At 66.6% G+C, this 15,777-nt stretch carries 18 protein-coding genes; 7 read left to right on the top strand and 11 right to left on the bottom strand.

Annotated elements, in window-relative coordinates; translation table 11 throughout:
• Positions 1-549, top strand: a complete 549-nt coding sequence (locus CH292_RS00640) for an NUDIX hydrolase (protein ID WP_026347955.1) — start codon at positions 1-3, stop codon at positions 547-549.
• Positions 550-579: 30 nt separating this feature from the next.
• On the opposite strand, the gene CH292_RS00645 is transcribed toward CH292_RS00640, so the two are convergent.
• Genes CH292_RS00645 through rfbD form a run of 3 tightly spaced genes read right to left on the bottom strand, consistent with a single transcriptional unit; the run spans position 580 to position 3,437 of the window.
• Complete coding sequence (locus tag CH292_RS00645) at positions 580-1,665, bottom strand: sugar phosphate nucleotidyltransferase (protein ID WP_019666132.1); 1,086 nt, start codon at positions 1,663-1,665, stop codon at positions 580-582.
• Positions 1,655-2,566: a glycosyltransferase family 2 protein gene (locus CH292_RS00650; protein WP_020112127.1), complete on the bottom strand. Its 912-nt coding sequence runs from the start codon at positions 2,564-2,566 to the stop codon at positions 1,655-1,657. Before CH292_RS00650 ends, CH292_RS00645 begins: the two co-directional genes overlap by 11 nt.
• 10 nt (positions 2,567-2,576) lie before the next feature.
• Positions 2,577-3,437, bottom strand: coding sequence for a dTDP-4-dehydrorhamnose reductase (gene rfbD / locus CH292_RS00655; RefSeq protein WP_019666134.1), 861 nt, complete (start codon positions 3,435-3,437; stop codon positions 2,577-2,579).
• Positions 3,438-3,834: 397 nt separating this feature from the next.
• Here rfbD and CH292_RS00660 point away from each other — a divergent pair, with 397 nt between their 5' ends.
• Complete coding sequence (locus tag CH292_RS00660) at positions 3,835-5,295, top strand: LCP family protein (protein WP_019666135.1); 1,461 nt, start codon at positions 3,835-3,837, stop codon at positions 5,293-5,295.
• Positions 5,296-5,313: 18 nt separating this feature from the next.
• The gene (locus CH292_RS00665; protein WP_019666136.1) at positions 5,314-6,018 is read left to right on the top strand and encodes a TIGR03089 family protein; all 705 of its coding nucleotides are present in this window, start codon (positions 5,314-5,316) and stop codon (positions 6,016-6,018) included.
• 25 nt (positions 6,019-6,043) lie between these two features.
• Here the strand turns inward: CH292_RS00665 and CH292_RS00670 are convergent, their stop codons facing one another.
• From CH292_RS00670 to CH292_RS00680, 3 genes are all read right to left on the bottom strand, one after another.
• Positions 6,044-6,358, bottom strand: a complete 315-nt coding sequence (locus CH292_RS00670) for a hypothetical protein (RefSeq protein ID WP_019666137.1) — start codon at positions 6,356-6,358, stop codon at positions 6,044-6,046.
• Between the two features lie 62 nt (positions 6,359-6,420).
• On the bottom strand, positions 6,421-6,948 hold the full coding sequence (purE, locus tag CH292_RS00675; protein WP_019666138.1) for a 5-(carboxyamino)imidazole ribonucleotide mutase: 528 nt from the start codon (positions 6,946-6,948) through the stop codon (positions 6,421-6,423).
• Positions 6,930-8,129, bottom strand: a complete 1,200-nt coding sequence (locus CH292_RS00680) for a 5-(carboxyamino)imidazole ribonucleotide synthase (RefSeq protein WP_230595742.1) — start codon at positions 8,127-8,129, stop codon at positions 6,930-6,932. The genes purE and CH292_RS00680 overlap by 19 nt, the downstream gene beginning before the upstream one ends.
• A 185-nt stretch (positions 8,130-8,314) precedes the next feature.
• Here CH292_RS00680 and CH292_RS00685 point away from each other — a divergent pair, with 185 nt between their 5' ends.
• Positions 8,315-8,878 carry a GtrA family protein gene (locus CH292_RS00685; RefSeq protein WP_019666140.1) on the top strand — a complete coding sequence of 188 codons (564 nt, stop codon included), beginning with the start codon at positions 8,315-8,317 and terminating at the stop codon, positions 8,876-8,878.
• Positions 8,879-8,889: 11 nt separating this feature from the next.
• On the opposite strand, the gene CH292_RS00690 is transcribed toward CH292_RS00685, so the two are convergent.
• The 4 genes from CH292_RS00690 to CH292_RS00705 all read right to left on the bottom strand — a co-directional run bounded on the left by CH292_RS00690 (position 8,890) and on the right by CH292_RS00705 (position 12,582).
• A complete protein-coding gene (locus tag CH292_RS00690) occupies positions 8,890-10,212 on the bottom strand; it encodes a HAMP domain-containing sensor histidine kinase (RefSeq protein WP_020112129.1) in 1,323 nt (440 codons plus the stop codon).
• A gap of 27 nt (positions 10,213-10,239) precedes the next feature.
• Positions 10,240-10,920, bottom strand: coding sequence for a response regulator transcription factor (locus CH292_RS00695; protein WP_019666142.1), 681 nt, complete (start codon positions 10,918-10,920; stop codon positions 10,240-10,242).
• A 91-nt stretch (positions 10,921-11,011) separates the two neighbouring features.
• Positions 11,012-11,662, bottom strand: coding sequence for a PH domain-containing protein (locus tag CH292_RS00700; RefSeq protein ID WP_094653783.1), 651 nt, complete (start codon positions 11,660-11,662; stop codon positions 11,012-11,014).
• An 86-nt stretch (positions 11,663-11,748) separates the two neighbouring features.
• Positions 11,749-12,582 carry a biotin--[acetyl-CoA-carboxylase] ligase gene (locus CH292_RS00705; protein WP_019666144.1) on the bottom strand — a complete coding sequence of 278 codons (834 nt, stop codon included), beginning with the start codon at positions 12,580-12,582 and terminating at the stop codon, positions 11,749-11,751.
• Positions 12,583-12,698: 116 nt separating this feature from the next.
• Here CH292_RS00705 and CH292_RS00710 point away from each other — a divergent pair, with 116 nt between their 5' ends.
• The 3 genes from CH292_RS00710 to CH292_RS00720 are packed head-to-tail and all read left to right on the top strand — an operon-like array spanning position 12,699 to position 15,341.
• Positions 12,699-14,339 (top strand): acyl-CoA carboxylase subunit beta, encoded by a 1,641-nt coding sequence (locus CH292_RS00710; RefSeq protein ID WP_094653784.1) that lies wholly within the window; start codon positions 12,699-12,701, stop codon positions 14,337-14,339.
• 38 nt (positions 14,340-14,377) lie between these two features.
• Positions 14,378-14,665, top strand: a complete 288-nt coding sequence (locus CH292_RS00715) for an acyl-CoA carboxylase subunit epsilon (RefSeq protein ID WP_019666146.1) — start codon at positions 14,378-14,380, stop codon at positions 14,663-14,665.
• A 28-nt stretch (positions 14,666-14,693) separates the two neighbouring features.
• Positions 14,694-15,341: a nucleoside triphosphate pyrophosphatase gene (locus CH292_RS00720; RefSeq protein WP_019666147.1), complete on the top strand. Its 648-nt coding sequence runs from the start codon at positions 14,694-14,696 to the stop codon at positions 15,339-15,341.
• Here the strand turns inward: CH292_RS00720 and CH292_RS00725 are convergent.
• Positions 15,327-15,773: a flavodoxin domain-containing protein gene (locus CH292_RS00725; protein ID WP_020112133.1), complete on the bottom strand. Its 447-nt coding sequence runs from the start codon at positions 15,771-15,773 to the stop codon at positions 15,327-15,329. The two genes, CH292_RS00720 and CH292_RS00725, sit on opposite strands and share 15 nt — an antisense overlap.
• Positions 15,774-15,777: the final 4 nt, after the last annotated feature.

The raw sequence follows: 15,777 nt of genomic DNA on the forward strand, positions 1-15,777 counted from the left end.
GTGAGCGCTCGCTCACTGCACGACTCCGCTCGACGTGTGCTGGAGGACTGGCCTGTCGGCGACACCCGCGACGATGCGCTGCGGCACACCATGCTCGCGTTTCTCGCGGCGTGCCCCGACGGCTGCCTTCGCTCCAACGAAGCCGGCCACATCACGGCGTCGTCGCTGGTACTCGATTCCTCGGGACAGCAGGTACTGCTGACGCTTCATCCACGCGTCGGACGATGGATCCAGCTCGGTGGTCACTGCGAACCGTCCGACAGCACCGTCGTCGATGCCGCGCTCCGGGAAGCGCGCGAGGAGTCCGGTATCGACGATCTGACGATCGATCCTGTGCTGCTGTCCGCGGACACGCATCCGATCACCTGTTCACTCGGCAAGCCGACGCGCCATCTGGACCTCAGATTTCTCGTGCGCGCTCCCGCGGGTGCAACAGCAGTGCGAAGCGAGGAGTCGACGGACCTGAGGTGGTGGCCGATCGACGAGTTGCCGGAGTCCGCCGAGGTGGACACCATCACCCACCTCGTCGACCTCGCGGCTGCGCGCTGACCGGGGGCGTCCCCGGTCAGACGTACCCGGTCAGACGTCGGTGGAGAAACGCACTCCGCCGTCGGGGAGTTTGACGCCCGGCCACACGCGAGCGCCTCGCAGAAGTTCGCACCGTGCGCCGATGTCCGCCCCGTCTCCGATCACGCCGTCGCGGACCAACGCGCGAGGTCCGATGCGAGCGCCGAAGCCGATGATCGACCGCTCCACCACCGCGCCTGCTTCGATGACGGCTCCGTCGAACACGACCGCTCCGTCGAGACGGGCACCTGCACCCACCTCGGCGCCGCGGCCGACGACCGTGCCACCGATCAGCAGCGCCCCCGGAGCCACACCGGCACTCGGGTGCACGAGGAACTCACCGCGGGGGCCGCTCAGGGCAGGTGACGGGGCGATACCGCGCACCAGGTCCGACGAGCCCTTCACGAAATCCTCGGGTGTTCCCATGTCTCGCCAGTACGCGCTGTCGACGTGGCCGTAGACGCGCTTGTTCTCGGCGAGCAGTGCGGGGAACACCTCGCGCTCGACGGACACGGGCCTGTCGGCGGGGATGGTTTCGATGATGTCGCGTTTGAAGACGTAGCAGCCGGCGTTGATCTGGTCGGTCGGTGGATCCTGAGCCTTCTCGAGGAATGCCGTGACCCGTCCGTCCTCGTCGGTGGGAACGCAACCGAACGCACGGGGATCACCGACGCGAACCAGGTGCAGCGTCACATCCGCCTCGGTACGGGCGTGGGTGTCGAGCACCGCGGTCAGGTCGGTTCCACCGAGCACGTCGCCGTTGAACACCACCACGTTGTCGGCACGCAGTTTCGGCAGTACGTTGCGGATTCCGCCGCCGGTGCCCAGCGGCTCGGTCTCGGTGACGTACTCGAGTTCGATGCCCAGCTCGGAGCCGTCGCCGAAATGCTCTTCGAAGACTTCGGCTTTGAACGACGTGCCGAGCACCACATGGGTGATCCCGGCGGCCTTGATGCGTGCGAGCAAGTGATGGAGGAACGGCAATCCCGCGGTCGGGAGCATCGGTTTCGGGGCCGACAGCGTCAGCGGCCTGAGCCGAGTCCCTTTGCCTCCCACCAGGATTACGGCATCGGTGGTCTTGCCCGTGTCAGCTGGCATTGTCGGCCTCTCTGTCGTGGTCCGGTCGAGTGTCGTCTGTCTGTCGCGATCGAAGTGCCGAAGCCACAACAACCTTCGAGCGCGCCGCCAAACCTGCGCGTAACGCCCATCGTATGGGAGCTTGCCACAGATGAGGGTGGCGATCCGCTTGAAAGCGATACGCGCTCGCGTGGTGGGCCGGAAGCATGAGTTCCGGATGCCTACCTGCCGCATGCCCTTTGGAATGGGTCACTTCCACACTCGGCACGTACACATTGAGCCATCCGCCGGTTCCGAGCCGGTCTCCCAGATCCACGTCCTCCATGTACATGAAGTATCGCGAGTCGAACCCGTTCACGGAGTCGAAAGCGGCACGGCGCAGCAACAGGCACGACCCCGACAGCCACCCGACGGCCCGCTCGGTGGCTGCTTCGTTGTCCTGCCGGTATCGCAGAGTCCACGGGTTGTTCGGCCACACCTTCCCGAGAAGCGCGTGACCCGCGCCGGACGTGAGATCCGGAACCGACCGCGCCGAGGGATAGCGGCTACCGTCCGGCTCACGAATCAGAGGTCCGAGCGCGCCTGCGCGCGGCCATCGCTCGGCTGCGCCCAGAAGTCCGTCGAGCGATCCCGGATGCCACCGGACGTCTGGGTTGACCACGACGACGAACTCGACGCCGTCGTCGATCTCGGCGACGGCTCGGTTGACCGCGCCTCCGTAGCCGAGGTTGGCGCCGGTCCGGAACAGTCGCACGTTCGGGTACTTCGCCTCGGCGGCCTCCGGCGCACCGTCGGTCGAGCCGTTGTCCGCCATGATGACCTGCGGGTCCTCGGACGTCGCCGTCGCCAAGGACGTCAGGAACTGGTCAAGGTGTTCACCGGGCGAATAGGTCACCGTCACGACGGCCAGCTTGGAACTCACGCGGGCAACCCTATCGGTCCACGTGCACCGCGACGTCCAAGGCATCGGCGAGTGCGTCACGCCAGTCCCGCAGCGGCGTCAGACCGGACTCGCTCCACGCATCGGGTGAGAGGACCGAGTACGAGGGCCGAGGTGCGGGCCGGACGAACTCCGCACTCGAGCACGGCTCCACCCGCTCCGGATCGGCTCCGACTCCGGCGAACACCGCGCGGGCGAGCTCGAACCAGCTGGCGGTGCCTGCGTTCGTCAGGTTGAGGATCGGGGGCATCGGCGAGTCCGCGGCGGCGAGTTCCAGCAGTCCACCCGCCAGATCCCACGAGTAGGTGGGCGACCCCACCTGGTCGTCGACGACACGCACGGTGTCTCGTTCGCGTTCGAGCCTGCGCATCGTGGACACGAAGTCCGAACCGACGCCCGTGTACACCCACGCGGTCCTGACGACGGTCGCCGTCGGAAGCGCGTCGAGAACGGCGTGCTCGCCCGCGAGTTTCGTGCGCCCGTACGCACTGCGCGGTGCAGTGGGGTCACCAGGCCGGTACGGGACGTCGGAGGTGCCGTCGAAGACGTAGTCGGTCGACACGTGCACCAGCCGCGCCCCGGCCTCGGCACATGCCTGCGCCAGGTTGGCAGGTCCGACGGCGTTGACCGAGAGTGCGCGGTCCTCGTCCGTCTCGGCTGCGTCGACGGCGGTGTACGCGGCGCAATTGATCACGATCGACCCCGCGGTCACGGCAGCCCCGACCGCGTCCCTGTCGGTGATGTCCAGTTCTTCGCTGGTGACGCCCGTCACCTGTACGCCTGCCCGCTCGGCTCGTTTCAGAATCTGTCGTCCGAGTTGCCCCCCGGCGCCGGTCACAAGAATGTTCGTCACAGTCGGAAAGTGTGGCACGCCGTCCGTGCTTGAGCGAGGCAGTGAGATTTCACAAGTAGCCTGGATCCGAACCAGGATCGTCGAACAAGCTCGTACAACGGAAGGAACCGCTCAGGTGCCAGGTCAGTCGGACGAGCCAGGGGACTTCCCACGCCCCGGCCGCGACGAGTATCGCCGTCGCTCCGACGAGTCCCGTGCCCGCCGGGAGCCCCGGAGTGATTCTCGGGCCGGGTCCCGCAGGTCACGAGCCGACCGGAGCAGGAGCGAGATTCCTCGTCGTCGCCGTGAGGACGAACCGCGCCGGACCGGCCGGCCCGCGACGGAGCGTACGGACCGCCGTCGACCCGGCCCGGCACATCGGGACCCGTCGACCCCTGCCGCGCGATCCGCGAAGACGATGCGAGCACCACAGATCTTCGTCGCGGCACTGGCCGTGATGGTGTTGGTGGTCACCGGTTTCGCGTGGCGAAGCATCGACGGCCTTCGTTCCAACATCGCGACGGCAGGCGCGCTCGGCCTCGGCGGCGGAGCCGACGGCGCCGTGGACATCCTGATGGTGGGCACCGACAGTCGCACCGATGCGCACGGAAACGCACTGTCGCAGGCGGAACTCGATTCACTGCGCGCGGGCGAGGAGGTGGCGTCGAACACCGACACCATCGTGTTGATCCGCGTTCCCAACGACGGGTCGTCGGCGACGGCGATCTCGATTCCCCGCGACTCCTATGTTCAGGTGCCCGGCATCGGGATGTCGAAGATCAACGCCGCGTACGGCGCCACCAAGGAGAACAAGCGCCTCGAACTCGTCGAGAGCGGCGTGTCCGACGCCGACGCCGAGTCCCAGTCCACCGAGGCGGGCCGCGAGGCGCTCATCACGTCGGTGGCCGATCTGACAGGCATCACCGTCGACCACTACGCCGAGGTCGGTCTGCTCGGTTTCGTTCTCCTCACCGACGCGGTCGGCGGGGTCGGTGTGTGCCTCAACGCTCCGGTCGACGAGCCCCTGTCCGGTGCGAATTTCCCTGCCGGCGAGCAGACCTTGTCCGGTGCCGACGCACTCAGCTTCGTGCGGCAGCGCCACGATCTGCCGCGCGGTGATCTGGATCGCATCGTGCGGCAGCAAGTGTTCATGGCGTCGCTCGTGCGCAGTGTGCTGAGTGCACAGACACTGAGCAATCCCGGCAAACTGAACCAGTTGAGCGCGGCGGTACAACGGTCGGTGGTGCTCGACTCCGATTGGGACATACTGCAATTCGCCACTCGCCTGCAGGATCTCGCAGGCGGCCAGGTGAAGTTCGAGACGATTCCCGCGGTCGACATCAACGGGGTGACCGATTACGGCGAGTCCATCGTCGAGGTGGATCCCGCCGCAGTGAAGAGGTACGTCGAGGGCCTTCTGGACGGCTCGTCGGAGGACGAGAGCGATGCCCCGACAACCGATGCGCCGCAGGTCGATCCGTCCTCGGTGACGGTCGATGTCGCGAACGACAGCGGCATCGACGGACTGGCCGGCGGGGTTGCCTCCACGTTGAGCGAGCTCGGGTACGTCGGCGGCACCGTCGGCAACTACGAGGGAACGACGGTGTCCACCACCACGGTTCAGGCCGCCGATCCCGAGAGCGACGAAGCGAGAGCCGTCGCTGCCGCGCTCGGCGGTGTCAGCGTGGCAGGCGACGATTCGTTGGCGAGTGGCACCGTGCGCGTGGTCCTCGCGTCCGACTACTCCGGACCGGGTACGGCAGGCGCCCCTGCCGCGACGAGCGCATCCGCTGCCTCCGAAACTGCGGGCAGCTCGGCAGGCGAGTCGCCCGCTCCCCCCATCGACGCCGGTTCCACCGGCCCCGCGTGCGTCAACTGAGGCGGTAGTGTTCCCTGCGTGGCTTCGACTCTGACGCAGGAACTTCTGGACCCCATCCTGACAACCGACCCAGCCGGCCCGCGCGTGACGTATTACGACGACGCCACCGGCGAGCGGGTCGAGGTCTCCGGTGTGACGCTGGCCAACTGGGCTGCGAAGACTGCGAACTTTCTCCGCGACGAGCTGGGTGTGGAACCGGGGACACGAGTGTCGGTACTGCTTCCCGCTCATTGGCAGACGGCGGCAGTGCTCCTCGGGGCGTGGTGGGCAGGCGCGGACGTCACCCTGAGCGCGGACCCCGACGTGGAGGTCGCACTGGTACACGGCGGACGCATCGACGATGCAGGCGACGTGCCCGAGGTCGTGGCACTGTCGCTCGACGCCTTCGGTAGACCGGTCCCGGATCTACCGGTGGGTGTGACCGATTACGCGACGTCGGTCCGTGTGCACGGGGATCAGTTTCGGCCGTCGGGACAATCGGGCGCTCTGGACGGTCGTTCGGTCGACGAGGTGCTCGGCGCCGCACGTGCCCGCGCCGAGGCGCATTCGATCGCGGTGGGAGACCGCGTGCTGTCCTCGTTGCCGTGGACCACGGCCGACGAATTGATCGACGGGCTGCTCTCGGTGCTCGCCGCCGGCGCATCCCTGGTTCAGGTGAGCTCGCCCGACGACTCGAAGACCGAACGCCGCGTCGCGACGGAGAAGGTCACCAAGACCCTCTAGCTGGCTTCCCTCGTGACTCCGGTCGTCAGGTGCGATAGCCGCCGTCGGCCAGGCCTGCCTCGATCTCGTATCTGTTCTTCGCGCCCGGTCGACGGATCTCTTCGACGAGATAACGCGCCGCGAAGGCGATGCCGTATCGCGCCCACTGATCGGCGTGGACGGCCTCGTGACGCAATACCCGACGAGACACGTTGGAGTTCGTCAGGTAGACACCGCCGATCGTCGTCCCGCCGCGCCCGAAGCCGTACCGCATCCCGGACGCGACGAACAGTGCACTCGGTTCGTCGAACTCGACTCTCGCTCGCCACAGGCCCGCGTACGCAAGCGCCAGCCAGGTCACGACGACGACCTGGCGCCGACCGCGTGAGGCTCGGCGTACGCGCGCCCGGAGCGAGAGCCGCACTATCCCAGCAGCTTGGCGCGCAGTGCGGCGTCCTTGTCCTCGACCATCCGCTCGAGCCCGGCCTGGAACGAGGCCATCCGCTCACGGAGAGCAGCGTCGGATGCGCCGAGGATGCGTACGGCGAGCAGGCCTGCGTTACGCGCGCCGCCGATGGACACCGTCGCCACCGGAACACCTGCAGGCATCTGCACGATGGACAGCAACGAGTCCATTCCGTCGAGATACTTCAGCGGCACCGGAACGCCCACGACCGGCAACGGCGTCGCCGACGCCACCATGCCGGGAAGGTGAGCAGCTCCCCCGGCTCCCGCGATGATGACCTTCAGTCCGCGTTCGGCGGCAGTGTTCGCGTAGTCGATCATGCGTTGCGGAGTGCGATGCGCGGAGATGACGCCGACCTCGAAGCGGACACCGAATTCTGCGAGGGCTTCCGCCGCGGCTTCCATCGTCGGCCAGTCCGAGTCGCTTCCCATGATCAGGCCGACCTGAGGGCCCGTCGAGTTGTCGCTCATGCGTGCGGATCCCATCCGTCGGTCCATTCCGCGTGCGACATCCAATGTGCGGCACGCTCTGCTTTTTCTCTGATCGCGGCCACGTAGGCTGCGTCGTCGGCGCGTCCGCCCGCCGCGCCGAGCACGTTGACGTGGCCGATCTTGCGATCCTTGCGTTCGCCTTTGCCGTACAGGTGCACCTTGGCGTCGGGCATCCGAGCGAAGAGGTGGTGCAGCCGCTCGTCCATGCTCATCGTGGGCGCCTCGGGTGCGCCGAGGATGTTCGCCATCACCGTCACCGGCGCCACGGGGGACGTGTCGCCGAGCGGATAGTCGAGAACGGCTCGCAGATGCTGCTCGAACTGCGAGGTCCGGCAGCCGTCCATGGTCCAGTGCCCGGAGTTGTGCGGACGCATCGCGAGCTCGTTGACGAGGATCCGTCCGTCCGTCGTCTCGAAGAGTTCCACCGCCATGGATCCGACGACGCCCAACTCTGCGGCCAGGCCGAGAGCCATGCGCTCGGCGTCGATGGCCGTGTCCTCGTCGAGACCTGGCGCGGGCGCGATCACCACGGCGCACTGTCCGTGTCGCTGAACCGTCTCGACGACGGGCCACGACGCACCCTGGCCGAACGGCGAGCGCCCGACCATCGCGGACAGCTCGCGGCGCAGATCGACCTTGGTCTCGACCATCAGGGGCACACCGAGATCGAGCTGTCGACCGACGATCTCCTCGGCTTCCTCGGCGTCGGCGGGCATCCACACGCCTCGACCGTCGTATCCACCCCGAATTGCCTTGACCACGACCGGCCAGCCGTGTTCTTCGCCGAACTTGGTAACGTCGCCGGCCCAGGTCACTTCCGCGAACTCGGGGCTCGGGATACCGAGATCAGCGAGCTTACGGCGCATCTTCAGCTTGTCCTGCGCGTAGATCAACGCCGACGGCGGTGGCTGCACGTTCACCCCCTCGGCGACGAGAGTCTCCAAGTGCTCGGTGGGCACGTGCTCGTGATCGAACGTCACCGCGTTCGAACCCGTTGCAGCGGCCCTCAGCGCGTCGAGGTCGTCGTGGTGTCCGAGCACCACGTCCGCACTGACCTGTGCAGCGGGCTCGTCGGCACCGGCGGACAGCACTCGAAGCGTCTGTCCGAGCGCAACGGCTGCCTGGTGGGTCATCCTCGCGAGCTGGCCGCCACCGATCATCGCCACGACAGGCATTCCGTTGGTGGACGGACGCGGAGTACTGGGACGCGGGTTCGCCGCGTCGGAGGGGAAATGTGGACCGGTCACGGCTTCCTATCGTGTCATGTGAGGAGGATTCGACCGTCGTTGGCCTGAGAGAAGTCTGATGATCTGCGCGCCGGTTCGTGAAATCGAGGTGTCGTTTCGTAGACTTCTCCGTTGTGCCCTCGATCGACAGTGTGATTCACCGCCTCCCCGGTCCAATTCGGGAGCTGGCGATTCGTCACAGCGAACTGATCAAATTTGCAATCGTCGGCGGCACGACGATGGTGTTCGACCTCGCCATCTTCTACTCGCTCAGCCTCACGGTGCTCGAACCCAAGCCGGTGGTCGCCAAGGTCATCTCCGGTGTGATGGCGACGATCTTGAGCTACATCCTCAACCGTGAGTGGGCGTTCAAGAACCGAGGCGGGCGCGAACGGCACCATGAGGCGCTCCTGTTCTTCACGATCAGTGGCATCGGCGTGATTCTTGCCGCGGCGCCTCTGTTCATCGCGAACAACCTGTTCGACATCCGTGAAGGCCACACGAGCCTCACAATGCTGGTGATCGTCGACTTCGTGCTGAACTACATCATCGGCAACCTGATGCAGATGGCGTTCCGATTCTGGGCGCTGCGCAAGTTCGCCTTCCCGGAAGAGAACGCGCGCGGAGCAGCCGCTGGATCCACCGATTACGACCCCACCGAGGAAGAAGCCGCCGAGGAACAACTCGGCCACAGCTGACGTCCCGCCGGCTACCGGGGCTCTCGAGTGCGGGGCGCTCCCATGCTTTGATCCCGCGAGGCCGGCAGGAACACCGAGAACATCGCGGGGCGTCGACGCTGCAGTTCCAGTCGACCACCGTCGGCCTCCACCAATGCCCGAGCGAGCGCGAGCCCGACGCCGGTGGATCCCGCACCGGAGAATCCTCGGTCGAAGATGTGCGGCGCCATGTCGTTGCTGACGCCGTCCCCCTCGTCGGACACCTCCACACAGGCGAGAGCTTCCCGTCGCCGCTCGGCGGTGTCCACCGCGGGCACGAGGCGAACAGCCACCGTGCACGTACCGCCGCCGTGCGACAGGGCGTTGTCGACCAGCACGGACACCGCTTCTCGCAGCCGCGATCCGGTCACCGACGCCGTCACCCCCGCGTCGCCTCGCAGAACCAGCTCGCGTCCGGCGTCGTCGAAATTGCGCTGCCATTCGGCGACGAGACCCGTCAGCTCGGCGATCACGGGAACTTCTTCGGCTCCGGCCGAACCGTCACTACGCGACGACCGGACCAATTCGTCGATCGCCAGTGTCAGTCGGTCCACCTGAGCCATCGCCTCGTCCGCCTCTTGCACGACGTCCGGGTCCGGGTGGACCGACAATTCGTCGAGGCGCAGGCGGACGGCGGTGAGCCTGCTTCGCAGCTGATGCGACACGTCGGCCACGAGGGAGTGTTCACGCTGCAGGCGTCCGGAGATCTCCACCGTCGCGGAGTCGAGCACCTCGGACACCCGGTCGAGTTCGGCGATTCCGTGACGGGTGGGATCCGGTCTGAAATCGCCCTCCGCGAGTCGCGCGGCTCGCCGCGCCACGTCCTGCAGTGGGTCGGCGAGCCGTTTCGCGGTGAGGACCGCGATGGCCGTGCCCGCGAGGATCGAGGCCAGCACCACCAGCCCGACGGCTCCTACCGCCTGCCGCTGCAGTGTTCGCATGTCGTCGGACGGCACCTCGAGCCGTAGTGAGCCCGACGTCCCCATCGACAAGGACTCGACCAGCGGACGTGAGACGAAGGGTTCGCCGATGTCGACCCGCGACGCGGCATCCTGCGGGGTCGGGAACACCACGACGAGGCGCCCGGACTGCGGAATGGCCAGCCGCAGCGACCCGATGTCGAGGTCACCGATCACCATTCCCGCTTCACCCTCCTGGGAGAGGATCTCCGACGCCATTCGATCGAGTCGACGCTGAAGGTCGTCGCGAGTGAAGTCCTCGACCCACAGCCACGCGGTGTACATCAGCGGAAGGCCGAGCAGGAGGGCCGTGAGAATGACCACGGCCAGAATGGATTGGAGTATGCGACGACGCATGGTGTCGGCTGCTCGGCTTCGTTACGACTAGTCGCTGTTGATCCGGAACCCGACTCCGCGCACCGTCGCGATGCGACGCTCGGCGACCGAACCCTCGTCACCGATCTTGCGGCGCAGCCACGACATGTGCATGTCGAGTGTCTTCGAACCGCGCAGTTCGGCGTCACCCCACACCTCGCGCAGAATGGTTTCGCGGGGAACGACCTGGCCTGCATGCTCGAGGAGCACCTTCAGCAGCTCGTATTCCTTGTTGGCGAGCGAGATCTCGTTGCCACCGACGAGCACGCGCCGAGCAGCAGGCTCGAGCCTGATGTCGCCTACCTCGATCGGTCCGTCCTCGCCGGTTCCTCGTCGGCGCAGCAGCGCACGTACCCGCGCCATGAGCTCCGCCAACCGGAACGGCTTGCCGACGTAGTCGTCGGCGCCCGCGTCGAGCCCGACGACGAAATCCACCTCGTCGGTGCGTGCGGTGAGCATCAGCACCGCCAGATCCGAGCTGTTGGCCCGTACCTGCCGGCAGACCTCGAGACCGTCCATCCCGGGAAGGCCGAGGTCCAGAATCAGGAGGTCGTAGTTGCCGTCGAGAGCACGCTGCAGTGCAGCGGGGCCTGTCTGTTCGACCGTCACCGTGTACCCCTCGCGGCCGAGGGCGCGGGACAGTGGCGCGGCAATAGCTTCGTCGTCTTCGGCAAGGAGCACATCGGTCACTCGGTGAGCGTACGGCCGGAAACTGTGAGAATGATGTATTTACCCGCGCACACCCGCGCTCCACGGAACCGCTACCGTCGCGCGGGCACCGTCATCGACGCCGACCGGCCCGCCAACCAGGCCTGGCACCGGCCGGTGACGGCCCGTCCACCTCGTGGCCGAGCTCGTCTCCGTCGATGTCGCCGGAACTGCGGTATTCCCCCGGCCGATACTCCCCGGACCGCCGAAATTCCCCGGACCGCCGAAATTCCAGGGAGTCGAACACCTGTTGGTAGAGCAGCGAGTGCACCCGCTGCACCCGTGGGATGTCGTCGAACTCGAGCGGATCGTCGGACGCCGACGCGATGATGAGCGTGCCCGTGCCGAGCATCCGGTCGACCAGTCCGTGCCGGAACTGGACGTTGCTGATGCGGCTCATCGGGATGTCGATCCCCGAGTGCGTGATGACACCCTGTCGGATGAGCACGCGGCGGTCGGTGACGATGAAGTGCGTGCATTTCCAGCTGATCAACGGTGCGATGCAGCGCCACGCGACCAGGGCTGCCCACACCACGGCGACGACGATGACCGCGGTCGTCGACGCGGTGCCGTCCAATCGAGCGGAGGCGACTCCGATCCCGAATCCGGCCAGGGCGGTGACGACGATGAAAGTCGCCGCCGGAAGGACGAGCATCTTCCAGTGAGGGTGGTGATGCAGTAGCAGCTCTTCTTCGTCTGCCAACGCATCCTGCGGATAGCCCATGCGGATCGCTCTCCTTCTCCGGTTCCGCCGTGATCCTGCCACGACCGCGCTGCCGAACGGTGGCCGATCGGAAGCCGTTCGAGAGGTCAGTCGGTGTCGACAGCTCGTAGGTGGGTGACGTCGCCGGCAGCGACCGCGACGGTTCCGGTGTCGGCGTCGTCGGTGCGGACGACGATCCGGCCCTGATCGTCGACGTCGGTCGCCTCGCCGATCATCGTGCGGTCTCCCGGCAGCTCGACGCGCACCCGGCGGCCGATGGTGTCGCACCGCTCGCGGTAGCGGTGGGCCAGGTGTTCGGTGTTCCAGTTGGAGTTACGCCAGGAGTCGATCTCCGCGCCTATCGCTCGGAGTATCGACCGCAGCAGTGTGCTGCGGTCGACGACGGCGGCGTTCTCGAGCGCAAGCGACGTTGCCGTCGGGACCGGCAGTTCGCTTTCCGTCATGGTGACATTGAGGCCGATTCCGACGACGACGGAGGGGTTGGGGCCGTGCTCGGCCACCTCGGCGAGGATGCCCGCGACCTTGCGGCCCTCGATGAGTACGTCGTTCGGCCACTTCAGTGCCGCGTCCACGGCCGCGACCGTGCGGAGCGAATCGACCACGGCCACACCGGCGAGCAGCGGAAGCCATCCGAGAACTGCCGGATCGATGCCTGGAAACTTGACGAGAACCGAGAACAGAAGTTGTGATCTCGGTGGACCCACGAACGGCCGCGAGTGTCGTCCGCGTCCGCTGTCCTGTTGTTCGGCGACGAGGGCAGTCCGGTCGGCGAGGCCGTGCACATTGGCAATGAGGTCGGCGTTGGTCGAACCGGTCTGCTCGACCACATCGAGCCTGGACCAGGAGGCTTGTGGCCCGTCGACGAGTGCCCGTCGGAGAGCGGCGGTGTCGAGCGGGGGGCGATCGAGGTTGGTCCACATGACTCAAGAGCATATGGGCTCGTCGGTCCGACGGCCGGTGACGTCGGCTCGGGCTACCAACCGGTACGTGGCCCTCGGTAGGGCTCCGGTCACACCCGTGGTTAAAGTGTTTCCTCATGACCAGTGTTCAGGATTCGACTGCGCAGGGTACGGACGCCAAGCCCGATATTCATACAACGGCAGGCAAGCTCGCCGACCTCCGTAGCCGCCGCGAGGCAGCGATGGCACCGTCAGGCGCCGCCGCAATCGAGAAGGTGCACGCCAAAGGCAAGCTCACCGCCCGCGAACGCATCACCGCACTGCTCGACGAGGGCTCCTTCGTGGAGATGGACGCCCTCGCCCGCCACCGCTCCCAGAACTTCGGCCTCGCCGACAACCGCCCCTACGGCGACGGCGTCGTCACCGGCTACGGCACCATCGACGGACGCGAAGTCTGCATCTTCTCCCAGGACGCCACCGTCTTCGGCGGCTCCCTCGGCGAAATCTACGGCGAAAAAATCGTCAAAGTCATGGACCTCGCCCTCAAAACCGGACGCCCCCTCATCGGCATCAACGAAGGCGCAGGCGCCCGCATTCAAGAAGGCGTCGTCTCCCTCGGCCTCTACGGCGAAATCTTCCACCGCAACGTCCAAGCCTCCGGCGTCATCCCCCAGATCTCCCTGATCATGGGACCCGCCGCAGGCGGACACGTCTACTCCCCCGCCCTGACCGACTTCGTCGTCATGGTCGACGGCACCTCCCAGATGTTCGTCACCGGACCCGACGTCATCAAAACCGTCACCGGCGAAAACGTCACCATGGAAGAACTCGGCGGCGCCCACACCCACATGGAAAAATCCGGCGTCGCCCACTACGTCGCCTCCGGCGAACACGACGCCCTCGACTACGTCCGCGACCTCCTCGGCTACCTGCCGTCCAACAACCGCGCCGAAGCACCACGCGCGATCCCCAGCGATCCGATCGACGGCGCCATCGAAGACAACCTCACCGACGAGGACCTCGAACTCGACACCCTCATTCCCGACTCACCGAACACCCCCTACGACATGCACGAGGTCATCCGCCGCATCCTCGACGACGACGAATTCCTCGAAGTCCAGGAAGGCCGCGCCCGCAACATCATCATCGGCTACGGACGCATCGACGGCCGCTCGGTGGGCATCGTCGCGAACCAGCCCACCCAGTTCGCCGGCACCCTCGACATCGACGCCTCCGAAAAAGCCGCACGGTTCGTGCGCACCTGCGATGCGTTCAACGTCCCCATCATCACCCTCGTCGACGTCCCCGGCTTCCTGCCCGGTACCGGACAGGAGTTCAACGGAATCATCCGCCGCGGCGCGAAACTGCTCTACGCCTACGGTGAAGCGACCGTCGGGAAGATCACCGTCATCACCCGCAAAGCCTACGGCGGCGCGTACGACGTCATGGGCTCCAAGCACATGGGCGCCGACGTCAACCTCGCGTGGCCGACCGCGCAGATCGCCGTCATGGGCGCCTCCGGCGCCGTCGGATTCGTCTACCGCAAACAACTCCTCGAAGCCGCCAAGAACGGCGAAGACGTCGACGCACTGCGCTTGAAGCTGCAGCAGGAGTACGAAGACACCCTCGTGAATCCGTACGTCGCCGCCGAGCGTGGTTACCTCGACGCCGTCATCCCCCCGAGCCACACCCGCGGACAGATCGTCTCCGCCCTGCGCCTGCTCGAACGCAAACAAGTCACCCTGCCTCCCAAGAAGCACGGCAACATCCCGCTCTGACACGTCTTACGAAGACCACCGGAAGTGAGCTTGCACAGATGAGTGCACCCGCACGTGAAACAGATCTGACCGTCGCCGACGAGCTGATCGAGTCCGCAGAACTGGGCGCCGACACCGCCGCATCGGCGTCGGCGATCCGTATCGTCAAGGGTGATCCCTCCGACGAGGAGATCGCCGCACTGGTTGCGGTTCTGACAGCCGCGCAGAGCTCGGGGTCGGCACCCGCGGACACGCGTCCTGCAGAGTTGTGGGGATCTCCCGTCACCATGCACCGCACGCACGCGCCGTTCTCGCCGTACTCGTTCGCTGCGTCGCGCCGCTACTGAGGCGCGTACCTCGGGACGTGGACACACCATGACGACCTTCGTTCTCGCTTCGGCGTCCCCAGCTCGGCTGGGGGTTCTCCGCGCGGCGGGCGTCGACCCCATCGTTCGGGTGTCCGGCGTCGACGAGGATGCGTTGACGGCATCACTCGGTGAATCGGCGTCGCCCGAGGATGTCGTCGTGGCGCTGGCACGCGCCAAGGCCGAGGCGGTCGTGAACAGCCTGAGCGGTGAGGGAACCGATGCCCCCTCGATCGACGCCGTGGTTGTCGGCTGCGATTCGATGCTGTCGATCGGCGGGGAGCTGCAGGGCAAACCCCACACCGTGGATGTCGCCCGTCGACGGTGGCAGGCCATGGCCGGGACGTCGGGTGAGCTCCTCACCGGCCACTCGGTCGTTCGCGTCCATCACGGCAAGGCGACGGCAGTGGTCGGTGCGTGCCATTCGACGACTGTTCACTTCGCGACGCCCTCGGAGGCCGACCTGGAGGCGTATCTGGCGTCCGGGGAACCGCTGGAGGTCGCGGGGTCCTTCACGCTGGACGGTCTCGGTGGGTGGTTCGTCGACCGCATCGAGGGTGACCCGTCCAGCGTCATCGGCATCGGCTTGCCCCTCGTTCGGCGGTTGCTGAACGAGGTCGGCGTGACGATGTCCGATGTGTGGTCAGCCCGGCAGTAGTCCGGTGAGCTCGCGAGCCCACTCCTCGGCCAGAGCTTTCGGCTTGATGTTGGACGAGCTGTCGTGGCGAGCATGCTCGTGGACCTGCACCGCACCGAGTTCGACGAGCTTCTCCGCGATGATCTCGCCGCCACGGTTGAACGTGTCCTCGTAGATGCGGTCGCCGAGGCCGAACAGCGCGAACTTGAGCCCGGATAGATCCGGTGCGTCCTCGACGAGTGCGTCGTAGAAGGGCTCGGCTCCCGTGGGCAGCTCTCCGTCACCGTAGGTGGAGCAGATGATGACGTGGAAGGCATCGGTGTCGATCTCCGAGACCTCGTACTCGAGCATGTCGCGTACCTCGGCGTCGTGGTCCACCAGGATGTCGGCAATCTTGTCTGCCACTTCCTCGGCGGTACCGGTCTCCGAACCGAACAACACGACTACTGCCATGTTC

The organism is Rhodococcus sp. 14-2470-1a (assembly GCF_002259425.1).
Taxonomy (GTDB): Bacteria; Actinomycetota; Actinomycetes; order Mycobacteriales; family Mycobacteriaceae; genus Rhodococcoides; species Rhodococcoides fascians_E.

Bases quoted from the DNA above. Each gene is read 5' to 3' on its own strand.
- CH292_RS00645 (WP_019666132.1), bottom strand. From the start codon at position 1,665: ATGCCAGCTGACACGGGCAAGACCACCGATGCCGTAATCCTGGTGGGA.
- CH292_RS00660 (WP_019666135.1), top strand. From the start codon at position 3,835: ATGCGAGCACCACAGATCTTCGTCGCGGCACTGGCCGTGATGGTGTTG.
- purE (WP_019666138.1), bottom strand. From the start codon at position 6,948: ATGGGATCCGCACGCATGAGCGACAACTCGACGGGCCCTCAGGTCGGC.
- CH292_RS00680 (WP_230595742.1), bottom strand. From the start codon at position 8,129: ATGCCTGTCGTGGCGATGATCGGTGGCGGCCAGCTCGCGAGGATGACC.
- CH292_RS00690 (WP_020112129.1), bottom strand. From the start codon at position 10,212: ATGCGTCGTCGCATACTCCAATCCATTCTGGCCGTGGTCATTCTCACG.
- CH292_RS00700 (WP_094653783.1), bottom strand. From the start codon at position 11,662: ATGGGCTATCCGCAGGATGCGTTGGCAGACGAAGAAGAGCTGCTACTG.
- CH292_RS00705 (WP_019666144.1), bottom strand. From the start codon at position 12,582: ATGTGGACCAACCTCGATCGCCCCCCGCTCGACACCGCCGCTCTCCGA.
- CH292_RS00710 (WP_094653784.1), top strand. From the start codon at position 12,699: ATGACCAGTGTTCAGGATTCGACTGCGCAGGGTACGGACGCCAAGCCC.
- CH292_RS00715 (WP_019666146.1), top strand. From the start codon at position 14,378: ATGAGTGCACCCGCACGTGAAACAGATCTGACCGTCGCCGACGAGCTG.
- CH292_RS00720 (WP_019666147.1), top strand. From the start codon at position 14,694: ATGACGACCTTCGTTCTCGCTTCGGCGTCCCCAGCTCGGCTGGGGGTT.
- CH292_RS00725 (WP_020112133.1), bottom strand. From the start codon at position 15,773: ATGGCAGTAGTCGTGTTGTTCGGTTCGGAGACCGGTACCGCCGAGGAA.